We start from the raw sequence: 14,545 nt of genomic DNA, 5'->3' as shown, positions 1-14,545 counted from the left end.
GGGCGGGCCGATGAGCTTCGGCAAGAGCAAGGCGCGCCTGCTCTCCGAAGACCAGGTGAAAACCACCCTGGCCGATGTCGCGGGTTGCGACGAAGCCAAGGAAGAAGTTGGCGAGCTGGTCGAGTTCCTGCGTGATCCAGGCAAATTCCAGCGCCTGGGCGGTCGTATCCCGCGTGGCGTGCTGATGGTCGGCCCGCCCGGTACCGGTAAGACCTTGCTGGCCAAGGCCATTGCCGGTGAGGCGAAAGTGCCGTTCTTCACCATTTCCGGTTCCGATTTCGTCGAAATGTTCGTCGGTGTTGGTGCCAGCCGTGTTCGTGACATGTTCGAGCAGGCGAAGAAACACGCGCCGTGCATCATCTTCATCGACGAGATCGACGCTGTCGGTCGCCACCGTGGCGCCGGCATGGGTGGCGGTCACGACGAGCGCGAGCAGACACTGAACCAGTTGCTGGTCGAGATGGATGGCTTCGAGATGAACGATGGCATCATCGTCATCGCTGCGACCAACCGACCTGATGTGCTCGACCCGGCGCTGCTGCGTCCTGGTCGCTTCGACCGCCAGGTGGTGGTGGGCCTGCCGGATATCCGTGGTCGCGAGCAGATTCTCAAGGTGCACATGCGCAAGGTGCCGGTCGGCGAGAACGTCAACGCCGCCGTCATTGCCCGTGGTACTCCCGGCTTCTCCGGTGCCGATCTCGCCAATCTGGTCAACGAGGCGTCGCTGTTCGCCGCTCGCTCCAGCAAGCGCTTGGTAGAGATGAAGGAGTTCGAGCTGGCCAAGGACAAGATCATGATGGGTGCCGAGCGCAAGACCATGGTCATGTCCGAGAAAGAGAAGCAGAACACGGCTTATCACGAAGCCGGTCACGCCATCGTTGGTCGTGTGGTGCCTGAGCATGACCCGGTGTACAAGGTCTCGATCATTCCGCGCGGTCGTGCGCTCGGTGTGACCATGTTCCTGCCCGAGGAAGATCGCTACAGCCTCTCCAAGCGTGCGCTGATCAGCCAGATCTGTTCGCTGTACGGCGGCCGTATTGCCGAGGAGATGACCCTGGGCTTCGATGGCGTCACCACGGGTGCGTCCAACGACATCATGCGTGCCAGCCAGATCGCCCGGAACATGGTCACCAAGTGGGGCCTGTCCGAGAAGCTCGGTCCGTTGATGTACGCCGAAGAAGAGGGCGAGGTGTTCCTTGGCCGCAGTGCTGGCAGCCAGCACGCCAGCGTCTCCGGCGAGACCGCCAAGTTGATCGATTCCGAAGTGCGCAGCATCATCGATCAGTGCTATGCCACCGCCAAGCAGATCCTCACCGACAACCGCGACAAGCTTGACGCGATGGCCGAGGCCCTGATGAAGTACGAAACCATCGATGCCGACCAGATCGACGACATCATGGCAGGTCGTACACCGCGCGAGCCGCGCGACTGGGACAACGATGCCGGTACCTCCGGCAACCAGGCGTCCCAGGGCGATCGTCCAGAGTCGCCGATCGGTGGTCCGGCGGCTCAACACTAAGGGTTCATATGACCTCTCAGCAGTACCCGACCCGGTTGCCTTGCGGCAACCGGGTTCTTGATTTGTCCCGTACCCATGTCATGGGTATTCTCAATGTCACCCCTGATTCATTTTCCGACGGCGGTCGCTTCAGTCGCCGTGACGAGGCCTTGCGCCATGCCGAGGCCATGGTCGCGGCGGGTGCCACGCTTATCGATGTAGGTGGCGAGTCTACTCGTCCCGGCGCTCGCGCAGTGTCGCCCGTCGAGGAGCTGGAGCGGGTCGCTCCGATCGTCGAGGCGATCAGCAGTTGCCTTGATGTCATCATCTCCGTCGATACCTCTACGCCCGCGGTAATGCGCGAGACGGCTCGGCTTGGCGCCGGGCTGATCAACGATGTGCGTGCCCTGGAGCGCGATGGTGCGCTGGATGCTGCGGCCGACACCGGCCTGCCGGTATGCCTGATGCACATGCGCGGTGAGCCGGGTAACATGCAGGACAATCCGCGGTATGACGACGTCACCCAAGAGGTGGCTAGCTATCTGGAGCGGCGTATGGCTGCCTGCGCGGCAGTCGGCATCGGCGCGGAACGAATCATTCTTGATCCGGGCTTCGGGTTCGCCAAGAACCTGGCGCACAACCTGAGCCTGTTCAAGCATATGGAAGCACTCTATCGCTTGGGACGGCCGCTGCTGGTGGGCGTCTCGCGCAAGAGCATGATCGGCCAGGCGCTGGATCGTCCGGTCGGCGAGCGGCTGTACGGCAGCCTCGCACTGGCGGCATTGGCCATGACCATGGGGACGAGCATCCTGCGCGTACATGATGTGGCCGAGACCGTCGATGTGGTGCGTATGATCGCTGCGGTACAGAGCGCCGAATAAGAACGTTTGGAGTTCCTATGAGCAGAAAATACTTTGGTACCGATGGTATCCGTGGCCGCGTTGGCGAATATCCGATTACTCCCGACTTCATGCTGAAACTCGGCTGGGCGGCAGGCATGGCCTTCCGCAAGCAGGGCAACTGCCGCGTTCTGGTGGGCAAGGATACCCGTATCTCCGGCTACATGTTCGAGTCGGCTCTGGAGGCCGGCCTCTCGGCTGCCGGCGCTGACGTGATGCTCCTCGGGCCGATGCCGACCCCGGCCATCGCCTACCTGACCCGTACCTTCCATGCTGAAGCGGGTATCGTCATCAGTGCTTCGCACAATCCGCATGATGATAACGGCATCAAGTTCTTCTCGGGTAACGGCACCAAGCTGCCAGACGAGGTCGAGCTGATGATCGAGGAGTTGCTCGATCAGCCGATGAATGTGGTCGAGTCGAGCAAACTGGGCAAGGTTTCTCGCATCAACGACGCTGCCGGTCGCTACATCGAGTTCTGCAAGAGCAGCGTGCCCAGCAGCACTGATTTCGCCGGCCTCAAGTTGGTCGTCGATTGCGCCCATGGTGCCACCTACAAGGTCGCTCCGAGCGTGTTCCGCGAATTGGGTGCGGATGTCACTGTGCTGCATGCCCAGCCTGATGGTTTGAACATCAACGAGGGCTGTGGCTCCACGCATATCGAGTCGTTGCAGGCGGCCGTGCTGGTGGGGCATGCCGATCTGGGTATTGCCTTCGATGGCGATGGCGACCGTGTACTGATGGTCGACCATACGGGAGCGATCGTCGACGGTGACGAGCTGCTGTTCATCATTGCCCGCGACCTGCAGGAGCGAGGCAAGCTGCAGGGCGGGGTAGTTGGCACGCTCATGAGTAACCTGGGCCTGGAGCTGGCGCTCAAGGACCTCGACATTCCATTCGCACGCGCCAAGGTCGGTGACCGCTATGTCATGGCCGAGCTGCTTGAACGCGAATGGCTGCTCGGTGGTGAGAATTCCGGCCATGTGGTGTGCTGCAACCACACCACCACAGGCGACGCGATCATTGCTGCACTGCAGGTGTTGATGGCGCTCAAGCGTCGTGGTGAAAACCTTGCCCAGGCCCGTCAGGCGATTCGCAAATGCCCGCAGGTACTGATCAATGTCCGTTATGCCGCCGGTAGTGCCGATCCGCTGGAAAATCCTGCCGTGCAGGAAGCCAGTGCCAAGGTCACCGAGGCGATGGCTGGCCGTGGCCGTGTGCTGCTGCGCAAGTCCGGGACCGAGCCGCTGCTGCGAGTGATGGTCGAGGGCGACGACGAAAGTCAGGTGCGCAGCCATGCCGAAGCCTTGGCCAAGGTCGTTGCAGAAGTTTGTGCCTGAAAGACGCTTGCCAGCGCGATTCTGGTTGGGTAAGATCTGCGCCCACTTTGACCGACGAGGTAGAGCATGCGTCGCCCCATGGTAGCTGGTAACTGGAAGATGCACGGTACCCGCGCCAGCGTCGCTGAGCTGAGCCTGAGCCTGAGTAATCTGGCTCTTCCGAGTGGTGTCGAAGTTGCGGTGTTTCCGCCGTCGTTGTTCATCAATCAAGTCATTGATGAGTTGAGCGGCAAGGGGATCATCGTTGGCGCACAGAATTCTGCAGTACAGCCCGAACAGGGTGCGCTGACAGGTGAAGTTGCACCTAGTCAGTTGGCTGAAGTCGGTTGCAAGTTGGTGTTGATTGGCCATTCGGAGCGTCGCCAGATTATTGGTGAAACGGACGAAGTGCTGAATCGCAAGTTTGCAGCCGCACAGGCAAGTGGTTTGAAGCCGGTGCTCTGCGTAGGGGAAACTCTCGAGGAGCGCGAGGCTGGCAAGACGCTCGAAGTTGTCGGGCGTCAACTAAGCAGTGTTATCGATGCATTCGGTATCAAGGCTTTTGCCAATGCAGTAATTGCCTATGAGCCTGTATGGGCCATTGGCACTGGTTTGACGGCCTCGCCTCAGCAAGCCCAGGATGTGCATGCTGCCATCCGTGCGCAGCTGAAGGCGCTGGACGCCGAAGTTGCAGCGAATGCGCAACTTCTCTACGGCGGTAGCGTGAAGGCGGCCAATGCGGCCGAACTGTTCGGCATGCCGGATATTGATGGGGGGCTCATTGGTGGAGCATCCCTGAACGCAGACGAATTCGGTGCAATTTGTCGCGCCGCAGGAAACTGAACATATGCTGGAAACAGTCGTAGTTGTTTTTCATCTGTTGGCTGCACTGGCGCTGGTAGCGCTGGTTCTGATGCAACAGGGTAAAGGTGCGGAAGCAGGTGCATCTTTCGGCGCAGGTGCTTCAAACACTGTGTTCGGAAGCCAAGGTTCTGCTACCTTCCTGAGTAAATTTACTGCTATACTTGCTGCCACTTTCTTTTTGACTGCACTTGGGTTAGGATACTTCGCCAAGCAGCAGGCACACCAGCTGACTCAAGCCGGTTTGCCAGATCCAGCAGTGCTGGAAGTTAAAGAGCAAAAGCCGGCAGTAAATGATGATGTACCGGTGCTCCAGGAACAGAAGAGTGAAGCCGCCCCAAAAGGTGACGTCCCTCCTCCTACCGAAGAGCAGAAGTAACGGGTTTCAAGATGTAATATTGCCGAGGTGGTGGAATTGGTAGACACGCAACCTTGAGGTGGTTGTGCCCATAGGGTGTAGGGGTTCGAGTCCCCTTCTCGGTACCAATTGAAGCATGAGAGCCCGCTTTAGCGGGCTTTCTTGCAGGTGGAGGTCGGATTGACCCTGCACAGGGTTCGGTCTTATACTTTCGCCCCAGCTTTGTCGCGGGGTGGAGCAGCTTGGTAGCTCGTCGGGCTCATAACCCGAAGGTCGTTGGTTCAAATCCAGCCCCCGCAACCAGCTTCAGCGGAGCCCCTTTTCAGGGGCTTTTTGCTAGCTGAACAGTTCTTCGCGTCGTTGTTCAACGGCGCTTTCAGGGATGGGCGCTTCGCCCATTTTTTATTTGCACAGCATGCACGAGGGGGTTCAGGTGTCGAGCAAGCTAGAACAGTTGCAGGCCTTGTTGGCCCCGGTTGTCGAGGGTCTGGGCTATCAGTGCTGGGGGATCGAATACGTTTCCCAGGGTAAGCATTCGGTACTACGCATCTATATCGACAAGGAAGACGGCATCCTGGTGGACGACTGCGAAGCGGTCAGCCGTCAGGCCAGCGCCATTCTTGATGTGGAAGATCCTATCAGCAGTGAATACACCCTCGAGGTGTCCTCTCCAGGCATGGATCGCCCGCTGTTCACACTGGAACAGTTTGCTTCGCATGCGGGCGAGCAAGTGAAGATCAAGCTGCGTACGCCCTTCGAGGGTCGTCGTAACTTCCAGGGCCTTCTCCGCGGTGTGGAGGATCAGGACGTGGTGATCCAGGTGGAGACCAACGAATTCCTGCTGCCGATCGACTCGATCGACAAGGCCAATATTATTCCCAGTTTTGACTGAGACGTGCCGGGCCCGGCGGACATTCCGGGCCTAATGGCTTGCGCAAGGCGAGGCGTACGATGAGCAAAGAAGTACTGCTGGTTGTTGAATCGGTATCCAACGAAAAGGGTGTACCACCCGGCGTCATTTTCGAAGCGCTGGAAGTGGCCCTGGCTACTGCAACCAAAAAACGTTTTGAAGACGAAGTCGATCTGCGTGTGGAAATCAACCGCCACACCGGTAGCTACGAGACCTTCCGTCGCTGGACCGTGGTCGACGAAAACGACCTGGACGATCCGGCGATCGAAACCTGGCTGGACAAGATCAAGGACTCTCATCCGGACGCCAAGATCGGCGACGTGATCGAGGAGAAGATCGAGTCCATCGAGTTCGGTCGTATCGCCGCCCAGACCGCGAAGCAGGTCATTGTGCAGAAGGTCCGTGAGGCCGAGCGCGCCCAGGTGGTCGACGCTTACCGCGAGCGTGTCGGCGAGATCATCTCCGGTACCGTCAAGAAGGTCACCCGCGACAACGTCATCGTCGACTTGGGCAACAATGCCGAGGCGCTGCTGGCTCGCGAAGACATCATCCCGCGTGAGACTTTCCGCGTCGGTGTGCGCCTGCGTGCACTGCTCAAGGAAATCCGCACCGAGAACCGTGGTCCGCAATTGATCCTGTCGCGTACCGCACCGCAGATGCTGATCGAGCTGTTCCGCATCGAAGTGCCGGAAATCGCCGAGGGCCTGATCGAGGTGATGGCAGCGTCCCGTGATCCGGGTTCGCGCGCCAAGATCGCCGTGCGCTCCAAGGACAAGCGTATCGATCCTCAAGGCGCCTGCATCGGCATGCGGGGTTCGCGCGTCCAGGCAGTCTCCGGTGAGTTGGGTGGTGAGCGTGTGGATATCGTCCTGTGGGACGAGAACCCGGCACAGTTCGTCATCAACGCCATGTCGCCGGCCGAAGTCGCGGCGATCATCGTTGACGAGGATGCCCACGCAATGGACATCGCCGTTGCCGAGGACAACCTGGCGCAGGCTATCGGCCGCGGCGGTCAGAACGTTCGCCTGGCCAGTCAGCTGACTGGCTGGACCCTGAACGTGATGACCGAGAAGGATATCCAGGCCAAGCAGCAAGCTGAAACAGGTGACATCCTGCGTAACTTCATCGAGGAACTGGAAGTCGACGAAGAGCTGGCACAGGTGCTGGTCGACGAAGGCTTCACCAGCCTCGAAGAAATTGCTTACGTACCGTTGGAAGAAATGCTCAACATCGATGGCTTCGACGAGGAAATCGTCAACGAGCTGCGTGCTCGTGCCAAGGACCGTTTGTTGACCAAAGCCATCGCTACCGAAGAAAAACTGGCAGACGCCCATCCGGCCGAAGACCTGCTCTCCCTCGAGGGCATGGACAAGGACCTGGCGGCGGAACTGGCGGTGCGCGGCGTGGTTAACCGCGAAGACCTGGCCGAGCAGTCGATCGACGACCTGCTCGACATCGACGGCATCGACGAAGAGCGTGCCGGCAAGTTGATCATGGCCGCCCGAGCCCACTGGTTCGAGTAATTAGGCGCGGCCTGAGGAGAGAAGTGCATGACGCAAGTCACGGTGAAAGAACTGGCCCAAGAGGTCGAGGCACCGGTAGAGCGCCTGCTGCAGCAGATGCGTGAGGCAGGTCTGCCGCACACCGACGCCGGTCAGGTAGTGACCGACAATGAGAAGCAGGTTCTGCTGACTCATCTGAAGAGCAGCCACAAGAGCAAGGCGGAAGAGCCACGCAAGATTACCTTGCAGCGCAAGACCACCAGCACCCTGCGTGTCGCCGGTAGCAAGAGCATCAGCGTAGAAGTACGCAAGAAGAAAGTATTCGTGCAGCGCAGCCCGGAAGAGATCCAGGCCGAGCAGAAGCGTGAGGCTGAAGAGCGCCGTGCCGCTGAGAACGCTGCGCGTGAGAAGGTCGAGGCCGAGACTCGCCAGCGTAACGAAGAGCAGGCTCGCCGTCAGGCCGCCGAAGCTCCGGTTGCGGCGCCTGCGCCACGTACCGAGCCGGCTCCGGCTGCTGCCGAGCCTGTAGTGGCCGATGCCCCGGTGTCCGATGACGCCGCCGCACGTGCCGCCGAGCGCAAGAAGGACGAGAACCGTCGCAACGAAAACCGCACCCGTGACGACGACCGTCGTGGCGCTGGTGGCGAACGTCGTGGCGAAGCCCCTCGCGTTTCGATCAAGGTCAAGGTCAAGGAGAAGGAAAAAGCTCCGACTCCGCGCGCTGCACCGCGCACCACTGACGAAGAGAGCGATGGCGCGCGTCGTGGCCGTGGCGGCAAGAGCAAGCTGAAGAAGCGCAACCAGCACGGCTTCCAGAGCCCGACTGGTCCGGTCATCCGTGATGTCAGCATCGGCGAGACCATCACCGTCTCCGAGCTGGCTCAGCAGATGTCGGTCAAGGCTGCCGAAGTCGTCAAGTTCATGTTCAAGCTGGGTACTCCGGTCACCATCAACCAGGTGCTTGACCAGGAGACCGCTCAGTTGGTCGCCGAAGAGCTGGGCCACAAGGTCACCCTGGTCAGCGATACCGCCCTGGAAGATTCCCTGGCCGAATCGCTGAAGTTCGAAGGTGAAGTCGAGTCCCGCGCACCGGTCGTGACCGTCATGGGCCACGTCGACCACGGCAAGACCTCGCTGCTCGACTACATCCGTCGTGCCAAGGTCGCCGCTGGCGAAGCTGGTGGTATCACCCAGCACATCGGTGCCTACCACGTGGAAACCGACCGCGGCATGGTCACCTTCCTCGATACTCCGGGCCACGCTGCGTTTACCCAAATGCGTGCCCGCGGTGCCAAGGCGACTGACATCGTCATCCTGGTGGTGGCGGCGGACGACGGCGTGATGCCACAGACCCGTGAGGCCGTTCAGCATGCGAAAGCTGCTGGTGTTCCGCTGGTGGTCGCGGTGAACAAGATCGACAAGCCGGGTGCTGACCTCGATCGCATCCGCAACGAACTGGCCGTCGAAGGCGTGACCTCCGAGGACTGGGGTGGTGACACTCCGTTCGTCAAGGTTTCGGCGAAGATGGGTACCGGTGTCGACGAACTGCTCGAAGCCGTCCTGCTGCAGGCCGAGATTCTCGAGCTGACCGCCACCCCGACCGCACCTGGTCGTGGCGTTGTCGTCGAGTCGCGTCTGGACAAGGGCCGCGGTCCGGTCGCTACCATCCTGGTTCAGGACGGTACGCTGCGTCAGGGCGACATGGTTCTGGTTGGCTCCAACTATGGCCGCGTACGTGCCATGCTCGACGAGAACGGCAAGCCTGTGAAGGAAGCCGGCCCGTCGATCCCGGTCGAGATCCTCGGCCTGGATGGTACTCCGGAAGCCGGTGACGAGCTGTCCGTGGTCGCTGACGAGAAGAAGGCACGTGAAGTCGCCCTGTTCCGTCAAGGCAAGTACCGCGAGGTCAAGCTGGCCCGTGCTCACGCCGGCAAGCTGGAAAACATCTTCGAGACCATGGGTCAGGAAGAGAAGAAGACCCTCAACATCGTCCTCAAGACCGACGTGCGCGGCTCTCTGGAAGCACTCCAGGGCTCGCTCGGCAGCCTGGGCAACGACGAAGTTCAGGTGCGTGTCATCGGTGGCGGCGTCGGTGGTATCACCGAGAGCGATGCCAACCTGGCGCTGGCTTCGAATGCAGTACTGTTCGGCTTCAACGTGCGTGCCGATGCCGGCGCGCGCAAGATCGTCGAGCAGGAAGGTCTGGATATGCGTTACTACAACGTGATCTACGACATCATCGAAGACGTCAAGAAAGCACTGACCGGCATGCTCGGCAGCGATGTTCGCGAGAACATCCTGGGTGTCGCCGAAGTGCGTGATGTGTTCCGTTCGCCGAAGTTCGGCGCCATCGCTGGCTGTATGGTCATCGAAGGTACCGTGTACCGCAACCGTCCGATCCGCGTACTGCGCGAGGACGTTGTGATCTTCGAAGGCGAGCTGGAATCGCTGCGTCGCTTCAAGGACGACGCCGCCGAAGTGCGTAACGGCATGGAGTGCGGTATCGGCGTCAAGAGCTACAACGACGTCAAGGTCGGCGACAAGATCGAAGTCTTCGAGAAAGTCCAGGTTGCCCGTACCCTGTAAGGGATGGGCGCGGCCCAGGCCCCGTCGCAAGGCGGCTGGCTGGGCCTCTGAAGGTAACGCCCGGTCAGGCACACCCGCCTGACCGGGCGTTTGCCGCTTTAAGATACAGGTAGCAAAAATGGCAAAAGAATATAGCCGTACCCAACGCATCGGCGACCAGATGCAGCGCGAGCTGGCCGAGCTGATCCGCCGTGAAGTCAAGGATCCACGTGTGGGCCTGGTGACCATCACCGCGGTCGACGTCAGTCGTGATCTCGGTCACGCCAAGGTCTTCATCACCGTGATGGGCCAGGATGACGCCGATGCCGTCCCCCAGACCCTGAAGGCGCTCAACAGTGCCGCCAGTTTCCTGCGCCTGCACCTCGGGCGGGCGATGCAACTGCGCAGCGTTCCACAACTGCATTTCCACTTCGATGAAAGTGTCAGCCGGGGTGTTCACCTCTCGGCACTGATCGAACGTGCGGTGGCCGAAGATCGCCTGCACAAGGATGCCGACGAGCTGGACACCAAGGAGTAAGCGGTGGCCCAGGTCAAACGTATCCGTCGTAACGTCAGCGGTATCATCCTGCTCGACAAGCCCTTGGGGTTCACCTCCAATGCAGCGTTGCAGAAGGTCCGTTGGCTGCTCAATGCAGAAAAGGCCGGCCATACCGGCAGCCTCGACCCACTGGCCACCGGTGTTTTGCCGCTGTGCTTCGGTGAGGCCACCAAGTTTTCGCAGTACCTGCTCGATTCCGACAAGGGCTACGAAACCGTCATGCAACTCGGGCAGACTACCAGCACCGCGGACGCCGAAGGCGAGGTGCTGCAGACCCGCGAGGTGACCGTTGGTCGCGCCGATATCGAAGCCGCGATCCCGCGTTTTCGAGGTGAAATCCGCCAGGTGCCGCCGATGTACTCGGCGCTCAAGCGTGACGGCCAGCCGCTTTACAAGTTGGCGCGTGCAGGAGAGGTAGTGGAGCGCGAGGCGCGTTCTGTTACTATTAACCGCTTGGAGTTGCTCGAGTGCGAAGGCACCCGTGCGCGCCTCTCGGTCGGCTGCAGCAAAGGCACCTATATCCGCACGTTGGTCGAGGATATCGGTGAGGTACTGGGCTGTGGTGCCTATGTCGCAGAACTGCGTCGTACCCAGGCCGGGCCTTTCGCCCTGGCACAGACCGTGACGCTCGAGGAGCTCGAGCAGGCGCATGCCGAAGGCGGCAACGAAGCGCTTGATCGCTTCCTCATGCCGTCCGACAGCGGGCTGCAGGACTGGCCGCTGGTGCTGTTGTCCGAGCACAGCGCGTTCTACTGGCTGCACGGTCAGGCAGTGCGAGCACCGGACGCGCCGCAGTTCGGCATGGTCCGGGTACAGGATCACAATGGTCGCTTCATCGGTATCGGTGAAGTGAGCGAAGACGGGCGCATTGCGCCGCGTCGGCTGATTCGGTCGGAATGACCGAAACCACAGGGCAGGGCTTCGGTCGTGCGCTGGGGAACCGAGGATGGCTGTCAGTAGGCACGGTCATACCTCTTTTTATTAATACAGGGATTCAAGTCCCTGGCCTATTGGACCCCGCTTGCGGGATCCGTTTATCAGGAGAAGCCAAATGGCCCTCAGCGTCGAAGAAAAAGCTCAGATCGTTGCCGATTACCAGCAAGCCGCCGGCGATACCGGTAGCCCGGAAGTGCAGGTTGCTCTGCTGACCGCCAACATCAACAAGCTGCAAGGCCACTTCAAGGCCAACGAAAAAGACCACCACTCCCGTCGTGGTCTGATCCGTATGGTCAACCAGCGTCGTAAGCTGCTGGATTACCTGAAGGGCAAAGACACCACTCGTTACAGCGCCCTGATCGGTCGCCTGGGCCTGCGTCGCTAATAGCGGACTGGCCAGTGGTGTGCATGGCGTGTCGCATGCTTGGGGAGCGCTGCTTGTCAGCGCTACCCTTGGACACGCCACGCGTATCTCCGAGGTTGGCAGCCTGATGCCGTCGAGCGAATTTTTCGCAAGACGCCCAGGCTCCCAGCCTCGTGTTGTATCTGGACGGTCGACGGAGTCGACACTCCCTTCCGCCCAAGAATTCGCAAGATCCCAGTTTTCCCAGTTCCCCCAAGAGCCACTGAAAAGGTAGGAAACCGTGAACCCGGTAATCAAGACGTTCCAGTTCGGTCAATCGACCGTCACTCTCGAAACGGGCCGCATTGCCCGTCAGGCCACCGGCGCCGTGCTGGTCACCGTCGACAACGATGTCACCGTGCTGGTGACCGTGGTCGGTGCCAAGCAAGCCGATCCAGGCAAGGGCTTCTTCCCGCTGTCCGTGCACTATCAGGAAAAGACCTACGCCGCTGGCAAGATCCCTGGCGGTTTCTTCAAGCGTGAAGGCCGTCCTTCCGAGAAAGAAACCCTGACCTCGCGTCTGATCGACCGTCCGATCCGCCCGCTCTTCCCTGAAGGCTTCATGAACGAAGTGCAGGTCGTCTGCACCGTGGTTTCCACCAGCAAGAAGACCGATCCAGACATCGCTGCGATGATCGGTACCTCGGCTGCCCTGGCCATCTCCGGCATTCCGTTCGAAGGCCCGATCGGCGCCGCCCGCGTTGCCTTCCACGAAAGCACCGGCTACCTGCTGAACCCGACCTACGAGCAACTGGCTGCCTCGAGCCTGGACATGGTCGTTGCCGGTACCTCCGACGCCGTACTGATGGTCGAATCGGAAGCCCAGGAGCTGACCGAAGACCAGATGCTGGGCGCCGTGCTGTTCGCCCACGACGAGTTCCAGGCTGTGATCAAGGCCGTCAAGGAACTGGCCGCCGAAGCCGGCAAGCCAACCTGGGACTGGAAACCAGCCGTTGCCAACACTGCACTGTTCGACGCTATCCGCGCCGAGTTCGGTGAAGCCGTATCCCAGGGCTACACCATCACCGTCAAGGCCGACCGCTACGCGCGTCTGGGCGAGCTGCGCGACCAGGCCGTCGCCAAGTTCTCCGGTGAGGAAGGCCAGCCATCGGCGAGCGAAGTCAAAGACATCTTCGGCGAAATCGAGTACCGCACCGTTCGCGAAAACATCGTCAACGGCAAGCCGCGTATCGACGGTCGCGACACCAAGACCGTACGTCCGCTGAACATCGAAGTCGGTGTTCTGCCCAAGACCCACGGTTCGGCACTGTTCACCCGTGGTGAAACCCAGGCCCTGGTCGTTGCCACCCTCGGCACCGCCCGTGACGCCCAGCTGCTGGACACTCTCGAAGGCGAGAAGAAAGACCCCTTCATGCTGCACTACAACTTCCCGCCGTTCTCGGTAGGCGAATGTGGTCGCATGGGCGGTGCTGGCCGTCGCGAGATCGGTCACGGCCGTCTGGCTCGTCGCTCGGTCCAGGCCATGCTGCCTGCCGCTGACGTGTTCCCGTACACCATCCGCGTCGTTTCGGAAATCACCGAATCCAACGGTTCGAGCTCCATGGCTTCGGTCTGCGGTGCTTCCCTGGCTCTGATGGACGCTGGCGTTCCGATGAAAGCGCCGGTTGCCGGTATCGCCATGGGCCTGGTCAAGGAAGGCGAGAAGTTCGCGATCCTGACCGACATCCTGGGTGACGAAGACCACCTGGGCGACATGGACTTCAAGGTTGCCGGTACCGCCAAAGGTGTTACCGCGCTGCAGATGGACATCAAGATCAACGGTATCACCGAAGAGATCATGGAGATCGCCCTGGGCCAGGCCCTGGAAGCTCGCCTGAACATCCTCGGCCAGATGAACCAGATCATCGGTCAGTCGCGTACCGAGCTGTCGGCCAACGCCCCGACCATGATTGCGATGAAGATCGACACCGACAAGATCCGTGACGTCATCGGTAAAGGCGGCGCCACCATCCGCGCCATCTGCGAAGAAACCAAGGCTTCGATCGACATCGAAGACGACGGCTCGATCAAGATCTTCGGCGAAACCAAGGAAGCGGCAGATGCTGCCAAGCAGCGCATCCTGGGTATCACCGCAGAAGCCGAGATCGGCAAGATTTACGTCGGCAAGGTCGAGCGTATCGTCGACTTCGGCGCCTTCGTCAACATCCTGCCTGGCAAGGACGGTCTGGTGCACATCTCCATGCTCAGCGATGCGCGTGTAGAAAAAGTCACCGACGTGCTGAAAGAAGGCCAGGAAGTCGAAGTACTGGTACTGGACGTGGACAACCGCGGCCGTATCAAGCTGTCGATCAAGGACGTCGCCGCTGCCAAGGCATCGGGTGTCTAAGCCTTATCGGCAATGACTGAAAAAAGGACCTCCTCCAGACTGTGTGAAAACACACTGACAAGCCTTAGACCAGACGCCCCGACTTGTTCGGGGCGTTTGTTTTTGTGCTGAAAAAGGCTCTTCAGCCCATCAGTTGCATCATTTTCTTGGCACCCAGGACGCTGATCGCTCGCTTGAGGTTGTAAGCGGTCACGGCCAGCGACATCTCAGCTCTTGTCCCTTCGAGTTGTCGCAGCAGGAAGCGCCCGTTCCCAAATAACCATTGTTTGAGATTGCCAAACGGGTGCTCCACGATGGATCTGCGCCGTTCCATCATCTCTGGATGCAGTTGCATCCGCTGCGCCATACGCTCAAAGGCTTCCTCTTGAGCGTGACGTGAGACATAGCG

At 60.4% G+C, this 14,545-nt stretch carries 13 protein-coding genes and 2 tRNA genes; 14 read left to right on the top strand and 1 reads right to left on the bottom strand.

The genetic code is table 11. The features are described 5' to 3' along the window. The 14 genes from ftsH to pnp all read left to right on the top strand — a co-directional run. The coding region (ftsH, locus tag VA602_RS02440; protein ID WP_323452377.1) for an ATP-dependent zinc metalloprotease FtsH at positions 1–1,519 on the top strand (1,519 nt) is incomplete at its 5' end. Positions 1,520–1,527: 8 nt separating this feature from the next. Then, complete coding sequence (folP, locus tag VA602_RS02435) at positions 1,528–2,379, top strand: dihydropteroate synthase (RefSeq protein WP_323452376.1); 852 nt, start codon at positions 1,528–1,530, stop codon at positions 2,377–2,379. Between the two features lie 17 nt (positions 2,380–2,396). After that, positions 2,397–3,737: a phosphoglucosamine mutase gene (gene glmM / locus VA602_RS02430; protein WP_063542729.1), complete on the top strand. Its 1,341-nt coding sequence runs from the start codon at positions 2,397–2,399 to the stop codon at positions 3,735–3,737. Between the two features lie 66 nt (positions 3,738–3,803). After that, positions 3,804–4,559 (top strand): triose-phosphate isomerase, encoded by a 756-nt coding sequence (gene tpiA / locus VA602_RS02425; RefSeq protein WP_112897270.1) that lies wholly within the window; start codon positions 3,804–3,806, stop codon positions 4,557–4,559. 4 nt (positions 4,560–4,563) lie between these two features. Then, on the top strand, positions 4,564–4,956 hold the full coding sequence (gene secG, locus VA602_RS02420; RefSeq protein WP_054892613.1) for a preprotein translocase subunit SecG: 393 nt from the start codon (positions 4,564–4,566) through the stop codon (positions 4,954–4,956). A 21-nt stretch (positions 4,957–4,977) separates the two neighbouring features. Beyond that, positions 4,978–5,063, top strand: a tRNA-Leu gene (locus VA602_RS02415). Between the two features lie 98 nt (positions 5,064–5,161). Continuing rightward, a tRNA-Met gene (locus VA602_RS02410) sits at positions 5,162–5,238 on the top strand. A gap of 130 nt (positions 5,239–5,368) precedes the next feature. After that, a complete protein-coding gene (gene rimP, locus VA602_RS02405) occupies positions 5,369–5,827 on the top strand; it encodes a ribosome maturation factor RimP (RefSeq protein ID WP_323452380.1) in 459 nt (152 codons plus the stop codon). A 59-nt stretch (positions 5,828–5,886) separates the two neighbouring features. Then, positions 5,887–7,368, top strand: a complete 1,482-nt coding sequence (gene nusA, locus VA602_RS02400; RefSeq protein ID WP_054892612.1) for a transcription termination factor NusA — start codon at positions 5,887–5,889, stop codon at positions 7,366–7,368. A 27-nt stretch (positions 7,369–7,395) separates the two neighbouring features. After that, positions 7,396–9,933: a translation initiation factor IF-2 gene (infB, locus tag VA602_RS02395; RefSeq protein WP_054892611.1), complete on the top strand. Its 2,538-nt coding sequence runs from the start codon at positions 7,396–7,398 to the stop codon at positions 9,931–9,933. Between the two features lie 118 nt (positions 9,934–10,051). Beyond that, positions 10,052–10,450, top strand: coding sequence for a 30S ribosome-binding factor RbfA (gene rbfA / locus VA602_RS02390; protein WP_054892610.1), 399 nt, complete (start codon positions 10,052–10,054; stop codon positions 10,448–10,450). Positions 10,451–10,453: 3 nt separating this feature from the next. Beyond that, complete coding sequence (truB, locus tag VA602_RS02385) at positions 10,454–11,371, top strand: tRNA pseudouridine(55) synthase TruB (RefSeq protein WP_065861581.1); 918 nt, start codon at positions 10,454–10,456, stop codon at positions 11,369–11,371. A 151-nt stretch (positions 11,372–11,522) separates the two neighbouring features. Further along, positions 11,523–11,792, top strand: coding sequence for a 30S ribosomal protein S15 (gene rpsO, locus VA602_RS02380; protein ID WP_029613930.1), 270 nt, complete (start codon positions 11,523–11,525; stop codon positions 11,790–11,792). Positions 11,793–12,051: 259 nt separating this feature from the next. Next, positions 12,052–14,157 carry a polyribonucleotide nucleotidyltransferase gene (gene pnp / locus VA602_RS02375; RefSeq protein WP_065861582.1) on the top strand — a complete coding sequence of 702 codons (2,106 nt, stop codon included), beginning with the start codon at positions 12,052–12,054 and terminating at the stop codon, positions 14,155–14,157. A 121-nt stretch (positions 14,158–14,278) separates the two neighbouring features. On the opposite strand, the gene VA602_RS02370 is transcribed toward pnp, so the two are convergent. Next, positions 14,279–14,545, bottom strand: a 267-nt coding sequence (locus tag VA602_RS02370; protein WP_323452375.1) for a transposase, incomplete at its 5' end; no start/stop codon positions are given.

The sequence above is a fragment of the Pseudomonas machongensis genome (assembly GCF_034961125.1).
GTDB lineage: Bacteria > Pseudomonadota > Gammaproteobacteria > Pseudomonadales > Pseudomonadaceae > Aquipseudomonas > Aquipseudomonas machongensis.
This window is presented reverse-complemented; position numbering and strand designations above follow the sequence as displayed.

What these genes read in the sequence shown, in the direction of transcription:
- folP (WP_323452376.1), top strand. Translation starts at nt 1,528, where the DNA reads ATGACCTCTCAGCAGTACCCGACCCGGTTGCCTTGCGGCAACCGGGTT.
- glmM (WP_063542729.1), top strand. Translation starts at nt 2,397, where the DNA reads ATGAGCAGAAAATACTTTGGTACCGATGGTATCCGTGGCCGCGTTGGC.
- tpiA (WP_112897270.1), top strand. Translation starts at nt 3,804, where the DNA reads ATGCGTCGCCCCATGGTAGCTGGTAACTGGAAGATGCACGGTACCCGC.
- secG (WP_054892613.1), top strand. Translation starts at nt 4,564, where the DNA reads ATGCTGGAAACAGTCGTAGTTGTTTTTCATCTGTTGGCTGCACTGGCG.
- nusA (WP_054892612.1), top strand. Translation starts at nt 5,887, where the DNA reads ATGAGCAAAGAAGTACTGCTGGTTGTTGAATCGGTATCCAACGAAAAG.
- infB (WP_054892611.1), top strand. Translation starts at nt 7,396, where the DNA reads ATGACGCAAGTCACGGTGAAAGAACTGGCCCAAGAGGTCGAGGCACCG.
- rbfA (WP_054892610.1), top strand. Translation starts at nt 10,052, where the DNA reads ATGGCAAAAGAATATAGCCGTACCCAACGCATCGGCGACCAGATGCAG.
- rpsO (WP_029613930.1), top strand. Translation starts at nt 11,523, where the DNA reads ATGGCCCTCAGCGTCGAAGAAAAAGCTCAGATCGTTGCCGATTACCAG.